The organism is Gardnerella sp. c11Ua_71, assembly GCF_055818025.1.
This window is the reverse complement of record NZ_JARFVR010000008.1, coordinates 13,724-35,202: the sequence shown is the minus strand read 5'-3', so window position 1 is coordinate 35,202 and position 21,479 is coordinate 13,724. Positions and strand designations below refer to the sequence as shown.

General features: G+C 45.5%; 33 protein-coding genes. 23 read left to right on the top strand and 10 right to left on the bottom strand.

All coding sequences use genetic code 11. The features are described from left to right. Positions 1-214: 214 nt before the first annotated feature. Complete coding sequence (locus P0106_RS06995) at positions 215-1,396, top strand: tyrosine-type recombinase/integrase (RefSeq protein WP_473730632.1); 1,182 nt, start codon at positions 215-217, stop codon at positions 1,394-1,396. Between the two features lie 342 nt (positions 1,397-1,738). Here the strand turns inward: P0106_RS06995 and P0106_RS06990 are convergent, their stop codons facing one another. From P0106_RS06990 to P0106_RS06980, 3 genes are all read right to left on the bottom strand, one after another. Further along, positions 1,739-2,308, bottom strand: a complete 570-nt coding sequence (locus P0106_RS06990; RefSeq protein WP_473730631.1) for a hypothetical protein — start codon at positions 2,306-2,308, stop codon at positions 1,739-1,741. Between the two features lie 222 nt (positions 2,309-2,530). Next, complete coding sequence (locus P0106_RS06985; protein ID WP_473730633.1) at positions 2,531-2,899, bottom strand: ImmA/IrrE family metallo-endopeptidase; 369 nt, start codon at positions 2,897-2,899, stop codon at positions 2,531-2,533. Between the two features lie 38 nt (positions 2,900-2,937). Next, the gene (locus tag P0106_RS06980) at positions 2,938-3,312 is read right to left on the bottom strand and encodes a helix-turn-helix domain-containing protein (RefSeq protein WP_415681950.1); all 375 of its coding nucleotides are present in this window, start codon (positions 3,310-3,312) and stop codon (positions 2,938-2,940) included. Between the two features lie 90 nt (positions 3,313-3,402). Here P0106_RS06980 and P0106_RS06975 point away from each other — a divergent pair, with 90 nt between their 5' ends. The 17 genes from P0106_RS06975 (at position 3,403) to P0106_RS06895 (ending at position 11,840) form a co-directional block, all read left to right on the top strand. Next, positions 3,403-3,651, top strand: coding sequence for a helix-turn-helix transcriptional regulator (locus P0106_RS06975; RefSeq protein WP_048730526.1), 249 nt, complete (start codon positions 3,403-3,405; stop codon positions 3,649-3,651). Between the two features lie 2 nt (positions 3,652-3,653). Then, entirely contained in the window at positions 3,654-3,854 is a 201-nt protein-coding gene (locus P0106_RS06970; protein ID WP_473730630.1) for a hypothetical protein, read from the top strand. Between the two features lie 99 nt (positions 3,855-3,953). Further along, positions 3,954-4,271, top strand: coding sequence for a hypothetical protein (locus P0106_RS06965; RefSeq protein ID WP_473730629.1), 318 nt, complete (start codon positions 3,954-3,956; stop codon positions 4,269-4,271). Positions 4,272-4,636: 365 nt separating this feature from the next. After that, positions 4,637-4,936 carry a hypothetical protein gene (locus P0106_RS06960; protein ID WP_473730628.1) on the top strand — a complete coding sequence of 100 codons (300 nt, stop codon included), beginning with the start codon at positions 4,637-4,639 and terminating at the stop codon, positions 4,934-4,936. 227 nt (positions 4,937-5,163) lie between these two features. Beyond that, positions 5,164-5,367: a DivIVA domain-containing protein gene (locus tag P0106_RS06955; protein ID WP_152668209.1), complete on the top strand. Its 204-nt coding sequence runs from the start codon at positions 5,164-5,166 to the stop codon at positions 5,365-5,367. Next, a complete protein-coding gene (locus P0106_RS06950; RefSeq protein WP_473730627.1) occupies positions 5,364-5,699 on the top strand; it encodes a hypothetical protein in 336 nt (111 codons plus the stop codon). Before P0106_RS06955 ends, P0106_RS06950 begins: the two co-directional genes overlap by 4 nt. A 258-nt stretch (positions 5,700-5,957) precedes the next feature. Continuing rightward, the gene (locus P0106_RS06945) at positions 5,958-6,308 is read left to right on the top strand and encodes a hypothetical protein (RefSeq protein ID WP_152668208.1); all 351 of its coding nucleotides are present in this window, start codon (positions 5,958-5,960) and stop codon (positions 6,306-6,308) included. 158 nt (positions 6,309-6,466) lie between these two features. After that, positions 6,467-6,781: a hypothetical protein gene (locus tag P0106_RS06940; RefSeq protein WP_048730506.1), complete on the top strand. Its 315-nt coding sequence runs from the start codon at positions 6,467-6,469 to the stop codon at positions 6,779-6,781. Continuing rightward, positions 6,771-7,319, top strand: a complete 549-nt coding sequence (locus P0106_RS06935; RefSeq protein WP_473730626.1) for a hypothetical protein — start codon at positions 6,771-6,773, stop codon at positions 7,317-7,319. Before P0106_RS06940 ends, P0106_RS06935 begins: the two co-directional genes overlap by 11 nt. Then, positions 7,300-8,187: a hypothetical protein gene (locus P0106_RS06930; RefSeq protein WP_473730625.1), complete on the top strand. Its 888-nt coding sequence runs from the start codon at positions 7,300-7,302 to the stop codon at positions 8,185-8,187. Before P0106_RS06935 ends, P0106_RS06930 begins: the two co-directional genes overlap by 20 nt. Further along, a complete protein-coding gene (ssb, locus tag P0106_RS06925) occupies positions 8,184-8,666 on the top strand; it encodes a single-stranded DNA-binding protein (protein ID WP_473730624.1) in 483 nt (160 codons plus the stop codon). The genes P0106_RS06930 and ssb overlap by 4 nt, the downstream gene beginning before the upstream one ends. A 10-nt stretch (positions 8,667-8,676) precedes the next feature. Continuing rightward, the gene (locus tag P0106_RS06920) at positions 8,677-9,069 is read left to right on the top strand and encodes a hypothetical protein (RefSeq protein WP_473730623.1); all 393 of its coding nucleotides are present in this window, start codon (positions 8,677-8,679) and stop codon (positions 9,067-9,069) included. Beyond that, positions 9,066-9,314 carry a hypothetical protein gene (locus tag P0106_RS06915; RefSeq protein WP_473730622.1) on the top strand — a complete coding sequence of 83 codons (249 nt, stop codon included), beginning with the start codon at positions 9,066-9,068 and terminating at the stop codon, positions 9,312-9,314. Before P0106_RS06920 ends, P0106_RS06915 begins: the two co-directional genes overlap by 4 nt. Next, positions 9,311-9,715: a hypothetical protein gene (locus P0106_RS06910; protein WP_473730621.1), complete on the top strand. Its 405-nt coding sequence runs from the start codon at positions 9,311-9,313 to the stop codon at positions 9,713-9,715. The genes P0106_RS06915 and P0106_RS06910 overlap by 4 nt, the downstream gene beginning before the upstream one ends. 641 nt (positions 9,716-10,356) lie before the next feature. Next, positions 10,357-10,566: a hypothetical protein gene (locus P0106_RS06905; RefSeq protein ID WP_415681966.1), complete on the top strand. Its 210-nt coding sequence runs from the start codon at positions 10,357-10,359 to the stop codon at positions 10,564-10,566. Between the two features lie 8 nt (positions 10,567-10,574). Then, a complete protein-coding gene (locus P0106_RS06900; RefSeq protein ID WP_473730620.1) occupies positions 10,575-11,006 on the top strand; it encodes a hypothetical protein in 432 nt (143 codons plus the stop codon). A gap of 222 nt (positions 11,007-11,228) precedes the next feature. Beyond that, the gene (locus P0106_RS06895; protein WP_473730619.1) at positions 11,229-11,840 is read left to right on the top strand and encodes a hypothetical protein; all 612 of its coding nucleotides are present in this window, start codon (positions 11,229-11,231) and stop codon (positions 11,838-11,840) included. Between the two features lie 727 nt (positions 11,841-12,567). Here P0106_RS06895 and P0106_RS06890 read toward each other — a convergent pair. From P0106_RS06890 to P0106_RS06860, 7 genes are all read right to left on the bottom strand, one after another. After that, positions 12,568-12,894, bottom strand: a complete 327-nt coding sequence (locus P0106_RS06890) for a hypothetical protein (protein WP_473730618.1) — start codon at positions 12,892-12,894, stop codon at positions 12,568-12,570. After that, positions 12,887-13,558, bottom strand: a complete 672-nt coding sequence (locus tag P0106_RS06885; RefSeq protein ID WP_473730617.1) for a hypothetical protein — start codon at positions 13,556-13,558, stop codon at positions 12,887-12,889. Before P0106_RS06885 ends, P0106_RS06890 begins: the two co-directional genes overlap by 8 nt. A gap of 212 nt (positions 13,559-13,770) precedes the next feature. Then, positions 13,771-14,373, bottom strand: coding sequence for a hypothetical protein (locus P0106_RS06880; RefSeq protein WP_473730616.1), 603 nt, complete (start codon positions 14,371-14,373; stop codon positions 13,771-13,773). A 30-nt stretch (positions 14,374-14,403) separates the two neighbouring features. Beyond that, positions 14,404-14,955, bottom strand: a complete 552-nt coding sequence (locus P0106_RS06875; protein ID WP_473730615.1) for a hypothetical protein — start codon at positions 14,953-14,955, stop codon at positions 14,404-14,406. Between the two features lie 168 nt (positions 14,956-15,123). Continuing rightward, entirely contained in the window at positions 15,124-15,429 is a 306-nt protein-coding gene (locus P0106_RS06870) for a hypothetical protein (RefSeq protein WP_473730614.1), read from the bottom strand. 10 nt (positions 15,430-15,439) lie between these two features. Next, positions 15,440-15,643 (bottom strand): hypothetical protein, encoded by a 204-nt coding sequence (locus P0106_RS06865; protein ID WP_473730613.1) that lies wholly within the window; start codon positions 15,641-15,643, stop codon positions 15,440-15,442. A 188-nt stretch (positions 15,644-15,831) separates the two neighbouring features. Beyond that, complete coding sequence (locus P0106_RS06860) at positions 15,832-16,083, bottom strand: hypothetical protein (protein ID WP_473730612.1); 252 nt, start codon at positions 16,081-16,083, stop codon at positions 15,832-15,834. Between the two features lie 569 nt (positions 16,084-16,652). Here P0106_RS06860 and P0106_RS06855 point away from each other — a divergent pair. From P0106_RS06855 to P0106_RS06835, 5 genes are read left to right on the top strand one after another with little or no spacing between them, the layout of a single operon-like run. Next, positions 16,653-17,177, top strand: coding sequence for a hypothetical protein (locus tag P0106_RS06855; protein WP_415702707.1), 525 nt, complete (start codon positions 16,653-16,655; stop codon positions 17,175-17,177). Further along, entirely contained in the window at positions 17,170-18,297 is a 1,128-nt protein-coding gene (locus tag P0106_RS06850; protein WP_415681812.1) for a terminase, read from the top strand. Before P0106_RS06855 ends, P0106_RS06850 begins: the two co-directional genes overlap by 8 nt. Next, a complete protein-coding gene (locus P0106_RS06845; protein WP_473730611.1) occupies positions 18,294-18,953 on the top strand; it encodes a terminase in 660 nt (219 codons plus the stop codon). Before P0106_RS06850 ends, P0106_RS06845 begins: the two co-directional genes overlap by 4 nt. Next, positions 18,950-20,326 carry a phage portal protein gene (locus P0106_RS06840; RefSeq protein WP_473730610.1) on the top strand — a complete coding sequence of 459 codons (1,377 nt, stop codon included), beginning with the start codon at positions 18,950-18,952 and terminating at the stop codon, positions 20,324-20,326. Before P0106_RS06845 ends, P0106_RS06840 begins: the two co-directional genes overlap by 4 nt. Then, complete coding sequence (locus tag P0106_RS06835; protein WP_473730609.1) at positions 20,316-21,461, top strand: VG15 protein; 1,146 nt, start codon at positions 20,316-20,318, stop codon at positions 21,459-21,461. Before P0106_RS06840 ends, P0106_RS06835 begins: the two co-directional genes overlap by 11 nt. The last annotated feature ends 18 nt before the right edge of the window (positions 21,462-21,479 follow it).

Below are 21,479 nucleotides of genomic sequence, written 5' to 3'. Positions count from 1 at the left end.
AGTGCCCCCTGTGGGGTACGAACTTATTGAAATAAAGCCGTTTTGAGTTTTCCTTGATTTTCCAACGATTATCGTTGATATTCCGCCATTCTTACGGCGTGTCTAGTATCTTTTTACCCTCTTAAACACGCCCGAATTGGGTATACTAAGTGTGTCGTTTGGTGTGTCGTTTGTGTGTCGTCGGCATATCAGCGCTTGAGTACAAGGAGTGAAAATGGTAAAAGATTTTGGGACGTTGAGCTATCGTCCGAACAAGGAGAGTCCGACTAGGATAGTGGCACGGTATCATACACCAATGTATGCGTTCAGTTTGTGGCAGGGATTGCCTAAAGTGCAGTCTAAGAGTTTTCCTATCATGCAGCAGCGTGCGGCGGAGGACTGGCTTAGAAAAGCAGAGTATGAGATAGAAGAGCGTATCTGGGTGCCGCCTCAAGAGGTTAAACGACGCGAGGCGTCAAAAACTATCACATTCGACGCGTACTTTCCCGACTGGCTTGAGCAAAGACGCTTTAGAGGCAATCCACTTAAAGCAAGCACAAAATACCATAATGAAGGCTATTATCGAAATCACATTAGCCCTGTTCTTGGCGACAAGCCTATTAGTGAAATCACGGCTCAAGACGTGCACGATTTTAGAGAAAGCTTAGATCCGTCGCAACCAGACATGATACGCTGCACGATGAAAGTATTACGCGCGATGATTCACTCAGCGATGAAACCTGGATTAGACGGCACGCCGCCGTTGCTAACTACAAATCCACTGATAGAGTCAGAGCCTAACGTAGTGCGCAAGAGAGAGATTGAGCCAGGAACAGAAAACGAGATTAGACTAATCTATGAGGCTATGCCAGAACGCTATGCGCTTAGCGTGTATATTGCGGCGCTTGTTGGATTGCGTATTGGTGAAGTATGCGCGCTGAAAGTTAGCGACATCGAGTTGCGCTCGCATAAGCTGAGAGTTGAAAGAACACGCACCACGACGCCTAACGCGCTGGAGCCTACTACGAGTCCAAAGACGGAGCGTTCAACGCGTACAGAGCCTATACCGTCCGAACTCGTGCCAATGATTCGAGAGCATATTAAAACGTTTAATCTCACCGACTCGGACTGGCTTTTCCCATCAACACTGAAGCATGATGAGCCTATTAGAACTACCATGCTTAGAAAGTATTACACTAACGCTAAGAAGCGTAGCGGCGTTCGCATGAGTCTTAACTTTCACGCTTTACGTCACACGTGCCTCACGTGGCTTGCACAGAGCGGCGCGACTGTTAAAGAACTCATGGACGCAGCAGGGCATTCAGATCCGAAGATTGCTATGATATACCAGCATGCGGCGGACGAACGACGACGTGAGCAGGCTGAGGCGCTTGGCGGACGATTGTTTAGCGAGTAATATTGAATGTAGCTCGTCTACTGTTTGTAGAAGGAGTTTCCTACGTCGTTGCGGCGGCGTTTGTTAACTCGCTTGCCATGTGTAAGTGGAGACTCTAGGATACGGTGTTAAAACCCGTATCCTATTTTTTTATATAAGTAAAGCGCGCTAATAAGAATACTAAGCAAAAAGTATTAGCGCGCTTTATGAGCAAAAATAGTATAAGCTTTTTTATTATACCCATTGTTTGCCTTATAAGTAAAGCGCGCTAGTAGAAAATGGGATAAAAACTACTAACGCGCTTCTGGTTTGAGACCTATTCAATTATTCAGAGAGAAACAGAGGTTTACACTTACTATTGAATCACGTTTGATTCCTAAAGCCTATAAAGTGTCTTACTGGCGCTTGCGGCTTTTCTTTAGGCGTAGTGTTTGAAGGCTGTTGGGGTTCTCCTAGAGTATCAGTTATACCAAGGCAGTATCTTGCCCAATCCTCAACTTTTCTATTCTCTTCATCATCTGCAATTGTTAGTAAATAGCCAGCATTTTTACCCAATGACGCTGGCTCTATACATTTTATAAGACCTTGCTCTTGCAAGAATTTCCAAGCTTGACTAATTCGATTTTGTGCAGTGTTTTCACGAGATTTTACTATACTCGCAACATCTAAATCTGGCTGGAATCTCTTATTTCCATTTGGCAGCTGAATCATGCCTAATGATTTTGCTATATGCCTCCAACCTCTTTGATAATACCTACAAGCCAGAGATTTATTAGCTATCGTTCCCGTAGCTGGGTAATCGTAACAGTTTGCCGCCATGCAAAGTAATACTGTAAAAGCGAATGGGTTAACAGTTACTTTTCCTCCGCGTAATTTTGATAGTTTACCAGTTTCGCCGAGTGCAAAAACCCTTTTAATGTTCGAGTATCCCATCGTTGCCGTCTTTCCTCCACGGCTAAATGTAAGATAGTCGCGGAACTTGTTTGGTTCTTCCTCATGCTTTCTATCTTTCCCGATGTGAGCATGAGGATTTTTTTATACTAAATTATCAATCTATAATAATACTCTGGTCATTGATTTAACTCAATGAGTGTTATTGTGTTAAATAATATTGTTGTATTGAGTTAAATCAATAATATACATGATATATACAAGTTATACAGGTTTATAACAAGTGCTTTCGCAAAATAAATTCTCAAGATAATAGCGTTTATAATCTTGAAGGATCTCAAGAGTTACCCCCAATTCGCAAGCAATAAGATAATCCATATTTGAATAAATCTTTTCTAACGCTTTGTAATCCTCTAGGCTAATCAGCCTTAAAGCCGTAACCTTCCTAGCTCTGATTTCAGCTTTAGTTGATATAAAACAGCCGTCATCTCCGTAGTACGCATGAACAAGCTCATGACATAATGCACACTTTTGCTGATACTCTAACAATCCTTCGTCAAGCACTATTAAGCGCTTAGGGTGATAATAAATGCCATAATACCCATCAGGTAAATTGCGCTCGCGGATTGTTATATTCTGTTTTGCCGCCTCTTGGTATAAGTCATTTAGCGTTATCGTCCTTCACCACCTCGTTTTTCTTCATCTCGATACGGTGACTTATATGTGGCTAGCGTGTAGTTTTGCACGTTTGCTGCAATGTCATCAGCAATATTTTCAATATCATCATTAGGAATGAGAATCTTTACTCGCATTATTGCTATGCTCACGATATCAGCTAGCGAGGTGCCAGCATACTCACAGATTTTATAAGCAACTTCAATAGGGATATTTGGTTTTCCGTTGAGCCATTTTGACAGGTTGCTTTGTTGGCAATTTAATGCGCGGCAGATTTCTAGTTGTGTTATTTTTTTAGCCACTAGCATTGCTTTTATCTCGCTGCCGACTGATTTAGCAAATAGCTCGGCTCTATCTTCTAATTTGTTCATATTGTAAGTATAGCAGTTTTAGACATAAATATGTCTAAATAGACACGCCGCTGCATTGCATTATGTCTAAAAAGACATTATTATGATTATATGAACATAAACGAAGATGAAGATAATAAAGCAACTCAATGGATTGCTGCCAGATTAGAGCAGGCTATCCAAGAAAGTGGAATGCGAATTAAAAACATTTCTGAGAAAGCAAAAATGTCTGAGACCGCATTAAGAAGCAAGAGAAGGGGGGAGATTCCACTTGGTTTCAAAGATATAGCGCTATTAGCTGCTGTATTGCATAAGCCAGTTGAGTATTTTATACCCCCAATGTACATAGCAAAGGAATAACAATGAGCGACAAAACCAGCGACAAAATCAAAGAACTAAGCGAAAAACGCAATGCCGCACTAATTGAAAAATATAAAGCATTATTTGTTAAAAACAACGCCGCAGCAGACTACCGCGAAAAATTAGAAACCTTCAACGAAATAGACAACCAACTACAAGAAGCCTTACAAGAAGAAGCCAACAATGACGCCACAAAACATTGACCACCTAATCGATGCAATAGCCGCACTCGTTAGCGCGCTAACTTTCACAGGCGTTCTCGTATACATAGTCACAATAATCTTCAAAAACATGGAATAACAATGAACGACAAAATCAAAGAACTAAAACAAAAACTCGCACACATAAAAGCCGACCTCGCGCAAGCACTAGAAAACCGCAACCGTGCCGACACAAACCGACTCCAAGCCATACTCGACAAAGCAGAAGCCGAAAGAGAACTCGCAGCACACGTAACAAAAGAAACAAAAACCAACCTTAAAACCGTGAAAGAAAAACTAAAACAAGCAACCGAAACATACCAAACCGCAGACGCGGCAGTAATGACCGTATACAAACAAAAAATCCACTTAGAAGACGAACTCGAACGCGCAGAAAGGAAACCACGAGATGTTCGCTAAAAAATACCCATACCTCACAATAATCCTCAGCCTAACAGCCTTCGCCACAGGCATGTGGCTAGCGATCCACAATATCGCATACTTTAACGGAATCAACTTTCTCGGAATCCTCCTAGCCACACTAGGAGTCCTCGGCACACTAAGCGCAGAACCACACATAGGAGAAAACCAATGAGCAAAAAACAATACGCATTCTGCCTAGCAGTATCCGCAATACTGGCAGCAGCAGGCATAATCCTCGTAGTTACAGCCTTCACGCAACCACCAGCCTACCTGTGCCTACCAGCAGGATTACTACTAATAATCTTTTCAATAATTGGCGCACTAGCCAGCAAACAAGAAAGAGCAACACGAGAAAGCATCGAATGGATACAGAATACACAAACCAAGACATCATCAAACACTACGATGAGCGACTCGACCGAATCAGCGAACAACTCGACCGAATCGAACGGATCTACACAAGCAAGCAAGTAAAAAAAGCCTACAGTGTGAAAGAATTTGCCGCCATGTACTCACTAAGCATACCAATGGTAAAACAGCTAATCGCGCGCGGCAAGTTAAAAGCCGCCACAAGCGACAGTAAACGCGGCAGCACACTACTCATAGACGCAAAAAGCGCCGAAACATGGTGGACTAAACAACTCGGCAAAAAAATAAACTAACAAAACTCAAGCGCGTAAAACGGCACTCTAGCGAAACAAAAAATCTGAGACGGAATCTCTTGAAATTGTTTCACTCGTCATGTACTCAAGCAAAAAGCTAGAGGCGCGAAGTTCGACTCTTCGCACGCGCACAAAGGGCACGGTTATGGGGACACTCCAATTAAAAAAACAAACCCTTAAACACACGCTTAACCGTGCACCCCCTTAAAAAAATGAAAGGAACCATCATGCTACTCACACCAAAACAAGTACGAGAAGCTGAACTAAGCACATGCGCGTTTGGACTAGGCTACGACCTAGAAGAAACGGACCAACTGTTAGACGAATGCGAGCGCACAATCAGCACGCTAGGCGGCGCGCTCCTAGCCATGAAGCGCCTACTCGAAGCACACAATATTCAAATCCCAACAACAATACGAGGCATCGCATGACCACGGACGAAGCATTAAAAACATTCGTCGAAACATGCGATAGGGAAACCGCGACACTCGACGAAATGATAAACGCGTACAAAACATTAGAAGCAACAATACGCTACCCACTATCATGCGATTACGCGCTCAAAAACGCCTCGCAAATAGAAAAAATTGATACGCTAATAAATTTTTACGCTGTAGAACAAGGCAGGCTCTTTGTCAAATTCGTAAATATTCCAACAGATGAAACAGTCAAACGTGCCGAAACACTACAAGAAATAAAAGACTCTTTCAAAACAATGAAAATGCTACTTTTCATCAGTGAAAGTGATCCAAACGAAAAATAAGAAACAAATCCCATCAACAATCTGAGAGGTAAAAATGGAAAACGCAACATTTGGCAAAGTTTTAGCACGCATAATTTTCGTGCTTGCCCCTACTACTTTTTGCGCTGTAGTGTGCATTAGTACCGCGTTCGCTCACGCTTTAGATAAGTGGATATTCCCATGTGGAATATACATGGCATTCGCGTCTTTCATTGCGTTAATTAGTGTGATTCTTTACGCAATTGCCGCTTGTGTCAACAGTCAGGAATGGTGATAAAAGTGAGCAACAGTATGACAACCGAAGAAGCGTTAAAAGCATTCGTTGAAACATGCGACAAGCCTGGCAGGACACTAAGCGAAATGACAGACGCATTCAAAGAACTAGAATCAACCATTCCCCACCCTCTACAATGCAACTCAGAATTCGCTTACGCAACATTAAACAAAAAAATCAGAATGTTTGCCGACTACATGAAAGCGGAGCGCGTTAAAAAATTCGTCAAGTTTATCAACCTAAAACCAGACGAAACAGACGCGCGTGCTGAAACATTGCGAGAAATACAAGAAACTTGCAAAACCCATCAAATAGCCTCAACTCTAGAAGTGTGGATTGATCCGAATGAAAAATAAGAAAAGAATCCTCAACGCGACGCAGAAAATGCGCAAAGCGTTAAAACATCAGCGACAAAACATAATCCGCGAAGTAGACGTAGTTGAATACTACTCGCAAAAATACCAGAAAGCCTACAACGAACTACTTGGCATACTACTCGACTAAGGAGGGAAAAATGGACGAAGACAAACTAGCAGAAGCGCTAGCAGAGTACAAGCAAGCAATAGAAGAAGAAGTACGTCTTGAACGCGAACTCTTGAATGCAAAAAACAAAGATAGCGCGCTCATACAAGCTAAAAAAGATGCAGAAAAACTTTACTCAAAATATAGCGACGCAAACGATGCATGGCAAGAACTCAATAACGAATTCAACAGCAAACACGAACAGCTCCTTGAATCTATAGACGATGCATGGCGTTATCGCTGTGAAGTAGAAAAACTTATCGCAGGAATAATTAGCAAACAAAAAGGAGAACCTGATGAGTGGTGAAAAAGAAATCACAGACCTTGAAGACCAATTAAGCAACCTCAATGACCGAGAAATAGCACAATGCATGATAAACATAACCAAGCTGCTAAAAACAGGGGAACAAGCTCTAAAATGTGCTAAAAAAATATGGAAGAAAAGGAATGATTCTCCACTCGCAAGAGAAACCGTAACAGCAAACGGTCAAAAAGTCGGCGACATAAGCATCACTAAAGGCTGTGCATCAAAGTGGAAAGTAAAAGACCAGGAAGCCTATGCAAGATGCCTTCAAGAAGAAGAGTGGCTACTCCCTAACGGCGCACCAGCATGGGAAGACACCATAAAGCCACGCATTGAAGCGTGCGACACAAAGTTTATCGACGCGCTAATAGAAGCGCATCACGGAGACGTGCCAGATTGCGTCACACTCACTGGCGGTCGCGAAGACAGTGTTACGGTCAAACTCAACTCAGATTTTGTCAACAACAGCATGAGTCTTAAAGAAATAGCAAACAATGTAATCTCACAAATCGAAGAAAGCAGTGAAGAAGATGAGTGGTGAACTAACCATTGGCGAACAAATAGACTTAGCAGGTAAATACGCGCTAGCTATGATCACGCCGCCAGCTTATCGCAAGAAAGCAGCAGACATACTCATTGCGATATCACTAGGTCAAAGCATTGGACTTGCACCCGTACAAAGCATGTATGAAATAAACGTAATAAACGGCAAACCGTCCATGAGCGCAGCTCTTGTAGAAGCACAAGTACGCAAAGCAGGGCACACGCTCCGAGTTAAAGTAGACGACACCCCTGGCAAAGAATGCGCAATATGCACAATCATTAGACGCGACGACCCAGAATATCCGTTTGTATCAAAACGCGATAGAGCATGGGCACAACGCATGGGGCTGTTAAAAAACCCCAATTACATTAAGCAGCTGCCAACAATGCTGAAAAAGCGAGCTATCACAGATTGCGCTCGCGACGCTTGTAGTGAGGCGTTATGCGGCATTGACTATTGCAAAGAGGAACTTGGCGATTTTGATAATATTGAAGCAACGGTAGAAGGAACAGAAGAAACTGTAGAACCTACAAAATCTGTAGAGCCTAAGCAAAACGTCGAAATCATCGAAGCGGAAGTGGTCAACGAACCACAATCAAACCCAGCAACACCACGCCTAGCAACAAGAGAACAAAAGGATAAAATTCTAAAACTCTTACACGACGCTGGAATCCTAAGCAGAATGCTGGCAACATGCTTTATCCAAGAACGAATCCTCCCAACTCCAACCGCAGCAATGACCTACACTGATGCGGAAGCAATCCTCAGCAATCCGCAAACAATAATGCAGCAGGCGCGCGAATGGATACGTGAGCAAAGCACTAGCCGCACACAAGAATCAACACAAGAAGGAGAACAAAAATGATATCAGCCACAATCACAGGCAACCTCGCAGCCAAACCAGAACTAGAAACCACGCCAAGCGGCACAAAGTTAGCACGCATCGTAGTCTACAGCACTCGCCGCGTCAAAGACCAAGCCACAGGCAACTGGGTAGACGCAACAACAACCAAAGTCCGCTGCACAGCATGGAACGGCTTAGCCGAACACGCCGCCGCCGAACTCGACAAAGGCATGAGCGTAATAGTAAAAGGCACTCTAGAGCAACGCGACTACACAGATAAGCAAGGCGCGCAACGCACAAGCCTAGAGCTAACCGTCAACGAAGTCGGACGCGCACTAAAACACGGAAGTCTCTCTAACGCACAACCCACGCAAGCGCCGCAACAAGGATTCACGCCATACGCGCAACCTCAAGCCAACACGCAAGCCGACCCATGGAACACGCAACCACAAGCCGACGAATGGGGAACACCAGACGCCGAACCCGACCCAGAATTCTAGGAGACACAAAATGAAACTCACACTCAAGCAGCGCATAATCGCACTCTTCACAGGCAAGCTGCCAGAACCGCTCATGGCAGTAGACACAAACGCATTTAAGATATTAGACACAGCCCCACTGATACCAGACACAACCGTAGCAAGCCCCCGCACCAAACGCTCACACGACAACTACGTAACACTAGCAAAACAATGCCGCAAAAACCCGAACAGTTGGACACAAATCGCCACAGTGCCGCTCACAACCGCAGCGCCACTAGCATCAAAAATCCGACACGGAAAACTCGTAGCATTCCGCAAGCCACGAGGCGGACACTACGACGCACGCCTCACACCATGCATGAGCGAATACCTAGTAGAAGCAAAATTCATACCAAACAACAAAAAGGAGAATACGAAATGAAAAAGGACCTTTATATCCTCGATGCGCAAGAATCAGAACAGGCATTAACCATGATTAAAAGCTACTTAAAACCGAGCGAGCTTAATCACCTTACCGTCGGCAAAGAAAAGATAGAAGGGGAAACATGTTGCGCAGTCACTTTTAGCATGTTTTTGTATGAAAAAGAATACAAACAGTTAAAAAAATTTGCTAAAAGTGCCGACGTTTTTAACGGCATTGCAGCCGAGGAAGTAGCCGAAAAGTGAGCCGACAGAAGCAGAAAGGCACGGCATTTGAAAGCGCAATCGTCGAATACTTACAAGACATGCTATGCGACGACACTATTGAACGCCGCGCCTTGAACGGTACAGCAGACCGCGGCGATATTAGCGGCGTAACATTCTGTGGTCATCGCATGGTACTCGAATGCAAAAACGAAGCAAGAATGCGATTAGCCGAATACATAAGTGAAGCAGAAAACGAAGCGTATAACGACCGTGCCATCTACTACGCGGTAATACACAAAAAGCGTGGCGTCGGCATAAGCACTCTTCAAACAGTCGGGCAGCAATATGTGACAATGCCACTACACATGCTCACCAACATGATTTACGATGCCAACCGCTGGCACGAAGAAGCACACAAAAACAAGGAGAATACAAAATGAGAAAAACCCAATACACAGGATCCATAATCAAAGGAAAACACTTTGCTACAGCATACCTCACAATAATCTCATACGGATTCTCCCTATCACCACGATACAAATCAATCAAAATCTACACAGACCAAAAAATCAACATCAAAAAAATCCCACCCCACCACAACCTAGCCCAATACATGAACACTCTAACAGGCTGCAAACAACCAAAAGCGGTACAACCATGGTAAATAAAAAAGCAATAGATCTAATCCGCAAATGGTATGCGGACAACATACCAATCAGCTACATATGTAAGCAAACAGGATTAACAGAACAGCACATAAAAGCGATTATTAAAAACACGACAGTATCAGAAGAATGGAAAAAGAAAATATTCAGCAACCACCGTTAGATTTAACACGCGTCTTGCGTGCGCTAGGCTACACGCACCCCAGCGACCTAGACGGAGCAAGCGTAATCGCAATACGCACCAACGGCGAAATCGTACACGACTATCTGCAAGGCGTAACCAACACGCACGCACAAGTAGTCACATGGCGACTACGAGACTCGGGGGAACGCATCATGGAAAGCATACGCACAACAAGCGCATGGCGAACCGTGCTAGACAGTAGTTGGAAGACAATCAACATTTTGGAGAAATAATGGCAGTAAACGTCACACAGAAAGATAAGACGATTGAGCGCGTGCGCGAGCGCATGAGTCAAGCCTATAGCGAAATATCGCCACACGTGCCAGACTCGGCAATCCAATACTTAGATGCTTACGATGAGCTGATCCGCAAATACTTAACAGAAGACTACGGGTATTGCACGCCGCGAATGCCACTGGAAGAACCAAACCACACGAAATAGGGGATATTATGAGCACACCAGACTATTACAAGTACGATGACGGCGAAACACACTTTGAATGTTTCGACATTAGCCGCTATTACTCGGGCGACTGGGCGCAAGTCATACAATATGTTTTTCGCTGGCGGAAAAAAGGCGGCGTAGAAGACCTAGAAAAAGCGTTAGCATGCGCAAACGACGCATACCACAACGGCATTGAATGCAAGCTAATAGTAGACAACCGTAGTACTCTAAATGCCGTTAGACGCAGATTATTAAGATTAAGAAACAATAGGTATGCGAGCGCGCCTAACTTTTGGAACTTAGTGTCATCATGTGACGGTTACGAGCCGACCGTTATTGAAGAACTTAAAAAAATAATTAAGAAAGCAAAAAGGCGGAGAGCATATAGGCTAAAATCCTCGGAGAACCCAACCAATAGCATGGCTGAGAGCGTATAATAATAAGAGCCTCCTTACGCCAAGAGAAAGGAACAACTCACAATGGGCGCAATAATGGTAATCGCCATAATGCTATTCATCGCAATGGTGATATTTGGATTTGTTGCTTGGATCTATGACTTGCTCCATTGCAAGCCACATAGTGAACTTGGGCAACGTATCTTAAGACTCGATGAAAACAATAATCCAATCGAAGATAAGAAAAAATAGCGAAGGAAAAGAATGCACGATAGTAGCGAGCGCAAACTATGCCGTGAATGCCGCCACACTTACGCGAAAATAATCCGTGCACTACCAGCGCAGGTTGCTATCGTGCGTCAAATCGCCTATAAGCAGGTGAGGCTCACGCATTTAGGGCATACGCCGTCACGTGGCGTGCCACCAATGCCATTGAATACGCGTGCGCTAAAGCTTATTGATCGTATCCACTCACAATGTTGTGTAGTTTTAGGGCAGATTAATGCGCGTTACGCGAGCTTGCCGCTTATGCCAGCGTTGCGTATACTAGGGGAGAACGTGAAACGTGTTCCGCAGCTGCCAGCCGCAGTAATCGACTTGCGAGAATGGCAAGCCGTCGAGCGTGATTATGATACGCTCACTACCCCCGACGAAATCAAACACCCTATAGGGGTATGTCCGAAATGTAATGCGCCAGCCTCGGCGCACACGTGGGATAAAACCTACACGTGCAGCAAGTGTGGTTGTAGTAGTATCGTTGCAGATATGGTGTCGGAGGCTAAAAAAGCACTCAAAAACAATAGGGGGGGTCTGGAAACAAGTCCGAAAAAAGTTGAAAAAAACCCCGGTCATATATACAAGCCTTCACGCATTTAGCATATCCGTATATAACATTGTCATACAAACAGTCATGCGCTACAGGATTGTAAAACCAGCTGTAGCACAATATCAATTAGGACAATCTAACAAACAATGATCTAAGGGTTAAACTATTAATCCGTCCGAAACCATCCAAAATCATCCGAATCCGTCCGAAAAATCCGAGTCTTCTAGAAAGAACCCAGCAATCTAATATGTACCCCAACGCCCCCAATGCTCCAACGTGCTGAAAACATTAGGTTTTGTGCTTATATAGAACGCGTCTCCGACATCATTGACACATAAAACCCGTTTTTGCAATAACATCATACCTATACGATCAATACTCATCGTATTCCACGTATACTAATGGTTTTATTAATAACCCCTACTGTAAAACAATTGACTATTGTTGTTTGGATTAGAATCACATAATCTTCATGCGAAACAAGTGAAGCCATTTATTATAAACGCTTTCAAGGCTTGTAATAAACTATTCTCATCAAGGGAGCGTGAACAGTCTTAAACCATAAGAACAGAGAAGAAGGATAGCTTAGCGTAAGCCTCGGCGAAAATCGGGGAAAATTTTAAAAATTTTTTAATAAATTATGAAACGATTGCGAAAACCCACATCCACCCTATTGTTAATGAGAATCATTATCAATAACTGAAAACGTTTGCAAAAACATACGCCTATCGAGAAGATTCTCACTAACAACAACATTAAGGCAAGCCATAAAGCCCCCTAATCCTTCGCATCTTCGCTATACTCACGCAGCAATGCTAAGCCTTCAGCTTCAGATATCGGCAAGTGTACGGGCGCATATGGACGACGCGCCAGCCACTCGCGAATCGTATCATAACGCCAAAGCGGCGTCTGACGCTTAAACCCCGCCAAAGCGTCAGGCAGCGGCATATCCGACGGCTTAACCGTGCCGCACCTATAGTGCATGCGCGCCTCAGTCAAATACTGACCAGCCACACGCTGCTTAACATCCATGAAAATAGCAACATCGCGCACAGTCAGATAGCATGGCGCGTCCTTCTTAGATCTAAAATCGTAGTTACTCATTACTCATTGGCTCCTGATACTCTAGTGCTTCTGTCTCTACTTGTGCCTGTATCGCTTTGCGCGCTTTCTCTAGCTCCTCTTGTGCCTTATAGCAGCGCTCAAAAACCGCGCGATTCTCTTTTATAATGCGCCTTTTTATGATTCGCATTTTCGCCCTAGCAGAGCGCCCCTCGTCGTCTGTTGTGCTGTGCTCTGCAATTTTGCGGCACGCTTGAAAATCCTTATCACTACCGACGAGAATGCTACACTCTCTTTGTGCGTCCGCGCACTCTTTATATGCTTTTTGCCACTCTATAAGCGCAAGCATAGCATCGCCCGACACCTCGTCATACTCTTGAGTCTCTTCAGCACGCGCTAAAAAGCTCTTGATAGCATCGGTCACTTGAACCGCTCTCTCGTGCTCTATCTCTGCTTTCCCTGTAAAGCACGAGACTTCAAAGCTATACTTCCCTTTTACGACAGTGCTAGCGCGCTCTCTACCCATAGGGGGTATCCAAAATGCCATTTCTTTACGACCGAAAATAATATCCCTCCCCTCTTGCCTTACGCGCGACATGTCGCCCGTCTTTAAAATTTTTTTCAGCCCTTCCTTATATGCTGCATTTATCCGCATTTTTTGTCCTTTCATGTATAAAAAAATGCCGTACACTTTCGTGCACGGCATACACCCCGCGTATGCGGGAAAAACCTTCAAGGCACAAAACCAATCATGCGAAACATAGAAGGATCACCCCCGCAAATGCGGGAAAGACGTCCAAAAGGACTCCTTTTATCGAAACGCAGAAGGATCACCCCCGCATATGCGGGAAAAAATGCCTTGATTTATTTTTTATGGTACCGTACACGTGACGCGCGCGCAAGCGGCGGCGCGTTGCGCTAGTCCCAAATCTCTCCCGTGTGTCCCATAAGCCGCTCTAGCACAGCATCTACAAGAGTGTTTACAAGCTCATCATACCCATCATATCTACTAATGAAATCGCACTCGTCCTCTTCTAAATTGTCAGGGTATGTAAAAGACACGCTGATACGCTGGCCGCTTTGCTCAAGTGCGTAAAGTAAACGCATACCAAGCTCAGACTTGCTTTTATCCAGGTTGTCTTCAAGATAAGTAACGGGCTGCACGCAGTAAGTGAGTCTGATAGGGTCAGAAGTCACAAAACCGCAGTTGAGCACATAAAGACAAATCGTCATCACCCCATCCTTAAGCACAGGCTCAAGAGGATTGCGCAAGGCATCTTTTACACACGCTACAGCTTGCTCTCTTAGCATCTCTGTATAGAAGTCGTAGACATCGGGGCGCTTTTTTGTAGCCATGATGCCAAAGACTTTATAGCCTTCTGCTTCTCTCCTGAGTACAGCATCGGTAATGGCTGCTTTTCTCGCTTGAAAGTCTGGGTCACACGCGTAAGCTCTAAGCTCATCGTCACTAGTGACCAAATCCCAAATCCACTCTTTTTTAATGCTTTTTACAGTAATCATTTTTATGCTCCTTTTTACTTTACTTTTATGCTAGAAAAGCGCCTTAGCTTCAGCCGCCAGCTCTTCCTCGTCGCCTTCTTCATTAGAAAAAAGACCATCGCCTTTATATTGCAGCTTCTTATAAAAAGCCTCTACAGCCGCGAGCGCCGCTTTCTCTTCGTCTAATCTTTCGCCTTTTTGTAAAGTAACGCCATTGTCTAAAGTAAGGCAGCCAGGCGCTACAAAATGGCTACGATGATATAAGCCATGCGCCGCGATTGTATCGCGCAATTCCGCGCACGCTGCTAGTGCAAGCTGTGGCATGATAGCACCCCATGCGTTGCACTCTTGCTCTCTGAGATAATCTTGATGCCCTTCAGCAGCTATCCAGTGCTCTCCACCGCTGCATTTAATGCACTCAGCGGGCACATTAAGCGGCAGCCAGTCCGTAACCCTGCGCGCCTCGCCTAGCATCTTATAACCAAAGCCGTTATGCTCATCGCTCCACGCAAGAGGTAAGCAAGTCTTCATTGGAGGAGCACCAAGCCATAAAGTCCTCGCGAGCCGGTCTTTCATAATATAAGCGTATTCATATTTATTCATTTAAATCTCCTTGTTTGAGCTTTCGCTCTTGTTGTTGACATTCTTTACTATACGTGCACCCTTGACTATAGTCAAGTACGGCGTGTCGCATGATAGGCTAGTAAAGCCGTGGCGCAAAGGGCGAGTTATCCTTTCGTCCTTGTTGACAATGACGCGCCACGGTCTTTCTTATATAAGCCCCCACTCCATCGCTTGATACACTTGCGTAACAGTGAAAAGGACTCCCGCTCTAAACTCGTCGCTAATTACGCTCTCGGGATGCTTTAAAACCCATGCGGAAAAATGAAAGAGCTTTTGCCAAAGCATACGGATTTGCGGGTTATTTGAATTTTTTGAAAGCTTAAGAGCGGTCGCTAGCCTTTCCGTGTATACGCTCACACCAGAAGCCATCCACTCCAAGCTATCCGCATCGGTCGCAAAATTGTCTTCCAAAAAGTCTTCTAAATCGCTGCAGTAATACTCAATATTTTGCATCTCACGCCTCCTAGCAAACCACAGGGCAATTGACAAACGCCACAGCCAGAAGAGCCATCATCGGCAAATAGCGAGCGCAGAAAAGAGAAACAACGCCGCGCAAAGCCTTACGCCAATCGCTCCAATCTGTTTTGAAAGCATCAGATACGAAATAAGCGATATTCATTGCGAAAAGAATTGCGCAGAAATCTTGCGCCTGAATCATAAGTACCATTTTTTCTCCTTGTTTGAGCTTTCGCTCTTGTTGTTGACATTCTTTACTATACGTGCACCCTTGACTATAGTCAAGTACGGCGTGTCGGGCTTAAAACCGCCACATGATAGCATAGAGCAAAGCGACAAGTATATATATAAAGACAAAAGACTTCACAAAAGGGGACGGCAGCCAAAGCCGCCCCCTTTTCATATACCCATAGAACCCCCCATGACTCCACCCAGTGCAGCACCTCCACATATAAAAGCGTATGCAAAAAGCAAAACCGCACACACAAAAGCAAGCGCCGCAATCACACACGCGCCGTAGCGCACACCATATATACGCACACATAGAAAGACCCCCCCCTCATGCTCAAGCCATGCCCCACCCCAGGCTGCCCCACCCTCATACCCACCAAAGACCGCGCGTGCAAAGAATGCCTCAAGCGCATCAGACACACCACCGACCGCACCCCATATAAAAGCATCGCACATAGAAGAGCAAGAGCAAAGCTCCTAGCACTCCATCCTTACTGTCAGTGCGAAGGATGCAAAGCACACAAAGGATTATGCACACAAAAAGCCACAATCGCAGATCACTTCCCGCTTGAGCGCTTCGAGCTCATCTCAGAAGGCAAAAATCCCAATGACACGCGTTTTATGCGTGCTTTATGCAAAAGATGCCACGACATCAAAACCGCGAGCACGCGCCCTGCTGGCGCCATCCTACAGCAGCATCAGTAAGCGCCCTAAAAATGCGGCGGATGCAACCCCTGCAAACGTTTGCAAAAAACGCGCCTAAAGACCCCGAAAAAAGCATGGGGGATAGGGGTATACGGTATCGACTTACGGAGGCGCTGCCTAACTCTCTTTTTGTTGCGCTGGGTTCAAAAGATTTGGGGAAAACGGCGAAATACCAACGATTTTGGATTTTTTGCAAATAATTGAGCCTATCTATTTTTTGAAAAATCCGCGAGTGTCGCGAATGCGCTAAAAACATTGAAAACGTTAGCATTTTTGGAGGTTTTATGGGTTCTGGACGTGGTGGAGCTAGGGTTCGTAGTGGTCCCGCGCCTGATCCGCATTCGCGCAATAGTTTGCGAAAAGGTGTTAAAGCTTTAGTGCTTTCGGCTGATGGGTTTGCTGGTGAAATACCTAAGTTCCCTTTGCCTCCGTTTCGTGTTGTTGATACTGAAGGGGTTAGGGATTCTAATGGCGAAAAGCGATTTGCTAGCCGTGAGAAGACTGTTTGGCGGCATTTATGGAGTTTGCCGCAGGCTGAGGCTTGGAGTATGCCTGAGTATTCTTACATGTTTTTTGAGATTGCTTTGTATGCTCGGCAGCTTGTGATTTGTGAGCAGGCTGGAGCGTCGGCAGCTGACCGTGGCTTGTTGCCTCGTTTTGCTGATCGTATTGGTTTGAGCGAGGCTGCTATGGCTGGTTTTGGTTGGAGTATTCGCCGCGATACTGTTGTTGATTCTGCTCGCGATTTGAGCGTGATTGACGGTGTTCGTGTTTTGCCTCGACGTATGCGTGGTGGTGATGATGCTTAGTTCTGATAATTGGCATGTTGACTTTCCGACTCTTGCCGATGTTATTGATGCGTGGATTCAAGCGCATTGTAAGCAACCTGATGGTTTTAATCGTGGTAAGCCGTTTGTGCTTGCTGATTGGCAGTTTTGGCTTGCTGCTAACCGTTGGCGTATTCGCGAGGATGCTAAGTTTGTGCCTCCTGAAGAGGTTACGACTGATAATCCTATGGTTTTAAATCAGGCGTTTACATATCGTCAAACATTGTGTGTGGCGCCTCAGAAGACTGGTAAAGGTCCATGCGCAGCTGCTTTTGTAGCTGCTGAAGCTGTAGGACCTACTGTTTTTAACGGTTGGGCAAAAAAAGGCGATGTTTACCGTTGCTCTGATTGGGGCTGCTCTTGTGGTTTTGAGTATGCGTATTTGCCGGGTGAGCCTATGGGTAGACCTCAGCCGTCGCCGCTTATTCAGCTGACCGCAAACAGCGAAGACCAGGTACTTAACATGTATCGTCCTTTGAAAGCTATGGTTTTGCTTGGTTCTTTGAAGGAGCGTTTGCGTGTGCGTGAGGGTTTTATTCGCGTGCTTAACGGCGATAGCGATGTGAGCGATGCTGCCGACCTCGACCGTATCGATATTGTGACGTCTTCTGCTCGCAGCCGTTTGGGTAACCCTATTACTGATGCAGAGCAAGACGAGGCTGGCTTGTATACGTCTTCTAATGGCATGGTGCAGGTTGCTCAGACTCAGCGCCGTGGCGCCGCAGGTATGGGAGGCAGGACTCATGCGTGGACTAACGCTTATGACCCTACTGAGAATAGTTATGCTCAGCAGATTGTGGAAAGCGGCGACCCTGACGTTTTTGTGTTTTACCGTAATCCTGATTTAGCGCCTGAGTTGAGGCGTGAAGATGGTTCTTTAATGTCTTTTTTGAAGCGTAGTGAGCGTCGCAAGATTCTTGAGTACGTGTATAAGGGGTCGCCTTGGGTTGATTTGGATAGTATCGAGGCTGAGGCGGCTAGCTTGCTTAAAACAGACCCTTCGCAGGCTGAACGCTTTTTTGGTAATCGTCTTGTGCAGGGTGCTGGAGCTTGGATTGAAGAATCGCAGTGGGCTGAGGCTTATGGGGGGTATCAAGATTGAGTAAAAAACATGAGTTGTGGCTTGAGAATCCGCCAGCTGGCACTAGCGTGTGTGGCGGCTTTGATGGTTCAGAAAATGATGATTTTACGTGTTTTAAGCTCGAGACTTTGAGTGGTTTTATTTTCACGCCTCGCTATGGGTACGATCAGCGTCCTACGATTTGGAATCCTAAAGAGTGGGGTGGTCGTATTCCTCGAGGTGAGGTTATTGCCGCTATGGATGAGCTTGCGCACAAGTATAAGTTTGTGCGTATTTACTGTGACCCGGGTTTTAAAGATGAGATGAGCTGGGAGTCGCAGATTGACGCTTGGGCACGCGCATATGGTGAGCGTGTTTTTGTGCCGTGGGTTATGAACGGCAGCAACCGTATTACGGCTGTTTATAAGGCGTTGCGTCGTTTTGAGGAAGATTTGAGTACGCATCGTATTACGCATGATGGTTGCCCTATTACTAACGCGCATATTGTGAACGCGCGGCGTATTCCTAAGACGGCTGAAAGATACGGTCTTGGCAAGCCGCAGCAGGATAGGAAGATTGATGCGGCTGTGGCTACGATTCTTGCGCATGAGGCGGCATGTGATGCACGTATGGACGGCTGGGGTGAAGAAAAACACAATATTATCTACTCTCCATCGAACGTGAGGAGGTTAAGGTGATTTTTAATGCAGATGATGTAAATGTGGTTCTTCGTAGACTGTTGATGCAGGTTATTGGACGTCAAGCGGATATTACGAAGCATGTTGAGTATTTCCGAGGGCGACGCGGCAAGCTGCCATTTACTAGCAAAGAGTTTAAGAAGTATATGGAGAATCGCTTTAGCTCGTTTTCTGATAATTGGTGTTCTACTGTGGCTCAAGCGCCTGTTGAGCGTATTCATTTTCAGGGGTTTATTACGCCTGATAGTAGTGTTGCGCCTGATTCTTTGCATCGCGTGTGGCAGGATTCTGATGCTGATAGGGGGCTTAGTGAAGCGGCTCTTATGATGATGGTTGCGCGGCGTTCGTATGGGTTGGTTACTCAAATGCCTGACGGTCACGCGCGTATTACTTTTGAGAATCCTGATTCTTGCGCCATGGAGTTTGACCCACGTACGGGCGCGCCTACTGTTGGTTTGACTCTTGGCGGCGAGGGGTCTGATACTGGTGTGCTGTATTTTCCTGACTGTTATGTGCTTGTTCGGAAGAATGCTGATATGGCGTTTGGTTCTACTGGCGTGGAGAATTGGGCGATAGATGAGTCTACTATTCAGCCTAATCCGCTTGGCGTTGTCCCTATGGTTGAGTTTCGCAATCAGTGTATGCTTGACCGTTCTCCAATATCTGATATTGAGCAGGTTGAAGCCATGCAGGACACTGTGAACGTTCTTTGGGCTTACTTACTTAATGCTCTTGATTTTGCTTCTCTGCCAGCTCGTGTAATCCTTGGCGGGGAGCGGCTTGAAGAAAATGTTTATGACACTAATGGCAATCTTGTGGGCACTCAGCCAGCCAATCTCGACAAGCAGGCGACTGAAAGAATCTATCAGATTACTGGTAGCGATGTGAAGATTGCAGAGTGGCAGCCAGCAAAATTGGACGCGTTTTTGCCTGTTATTAAGAAGGCTGTTGAGCATATTGCAGCTGAGACTCGCACACCGTCACACTATTTGCTTACGTCTACTGAAGTGCCAGCGACTGGTTATGAGGTTGCCGAGGCTGGCTTAGTGAATAAGATTCTTGATCGTATTTCTTATTTGCGTGCTGGCGTGAAGCAGCTGTGTTGGCTTGCGATGCTTACTGAAGGTGATAGTAGCGCTGCTTTGCTTGTGCGTAATAGTACGGTGAAGTTTGCTAATCCTCAGTATCGCAGTGAAGCTCAAATGATGGACGGGCTTATTAAGATGCGTCAAGCTGGATTCCCGTTTGAATATGTTGCTGAATATGCTGGCTTGAGTCCTCGTGATATTGAGCGTGTTCTTGCTATGCGCGAGAAGGAGATGAGTGATCCGACTCTTGAGAAGATTGCAGGGCAGTTGAAGCATGACGCGTAATCTTCAAGCAGTGGACACGTTCCATAGACGCGTGGCTGCTCGTGAGACTGTTGCAGTACGTGCAGCGCGTCACGCATGGAGTCGTGTGGATAAGAACAACATTCGTGGCTCATGGGCGCACATTAAACAACCTCTAACCGACATATTAAGCGATGTCCAAGAGCAAGCTGTTAACGCTGGATTGGACGCAAATGTTGACGTTATGACTGAAATTGGGCAATATTCAGCACCTGATGGGCTTATTAATGCGCGCAGCTTTTCGGGATACAGTGCGGGCGGCGTGGCATTAGATGAGTGGATTGACCGTCCCGCTATTCGTGCTCTCGAATTTATAAAAGAGGGGATTAGTGCAGACGAAGCGTTAGACCGTGTTGGCGGATTGTTTAGCTCTAGTGTTGCTACGAATCTAGCAGATGTGATTAGACAAGCGCAGCAAGCTGATATTGCCACACGCAAGCATATGGGGTTTATTCGTTGCTGTAATGCGGACGCTTGCAAATGGTGCATAGTGCTGAGCGGAAAAATCTACCGTTATAACACTGGTTTTGAGCGTCATATGAATTGTCACTGTTACCACTTGCCTGTCAATCTGGACGACGTTGGATCTGTTATGGATATTGCTCCATCTCCGATTGAACTATTTAACAGAATGAGCGAGTCTGAGCAGAATAAAACTTTTGGAATAGTTGGCGCAAGAAGCATTCGTGCTGGTGCTGATATTGGTCAGATTGTGAATAGCAGGCTTGATAGCACGCGCATTACCAAGTCTAGCCGTTCTTATTTTGCATTACAGCTGAAAGATAAAGGGTTCACTTTGCCGTCTGCTAAAGACAAGTCGCGCAAGCCTTTTAGGAGACTAACTGTTGATGAGTGCTGGGCATCTGGGAGTCGTAAAGAAGTCGTGCAACGACTTAAAGATAACGGTTACATTCTGCCTCGCGAGTTTAGGTATGAGCATAGGGGGAATGTCGGCGGCTTGTGGTCATTAAACCCAGCCGTTAGGCGTGCTGAGCAGATTTATCAAGAAGCCGTTAAAAGCGAAGATTTAGCGCGCGTTGCACAAGCCGAAAAGGGCTTGCGTGAGGCGTATGGAAAGATTTCCGATTCCATGTCAAACGGCATGGGTTATAGGTGACGAAAAGTCAACGAAAGG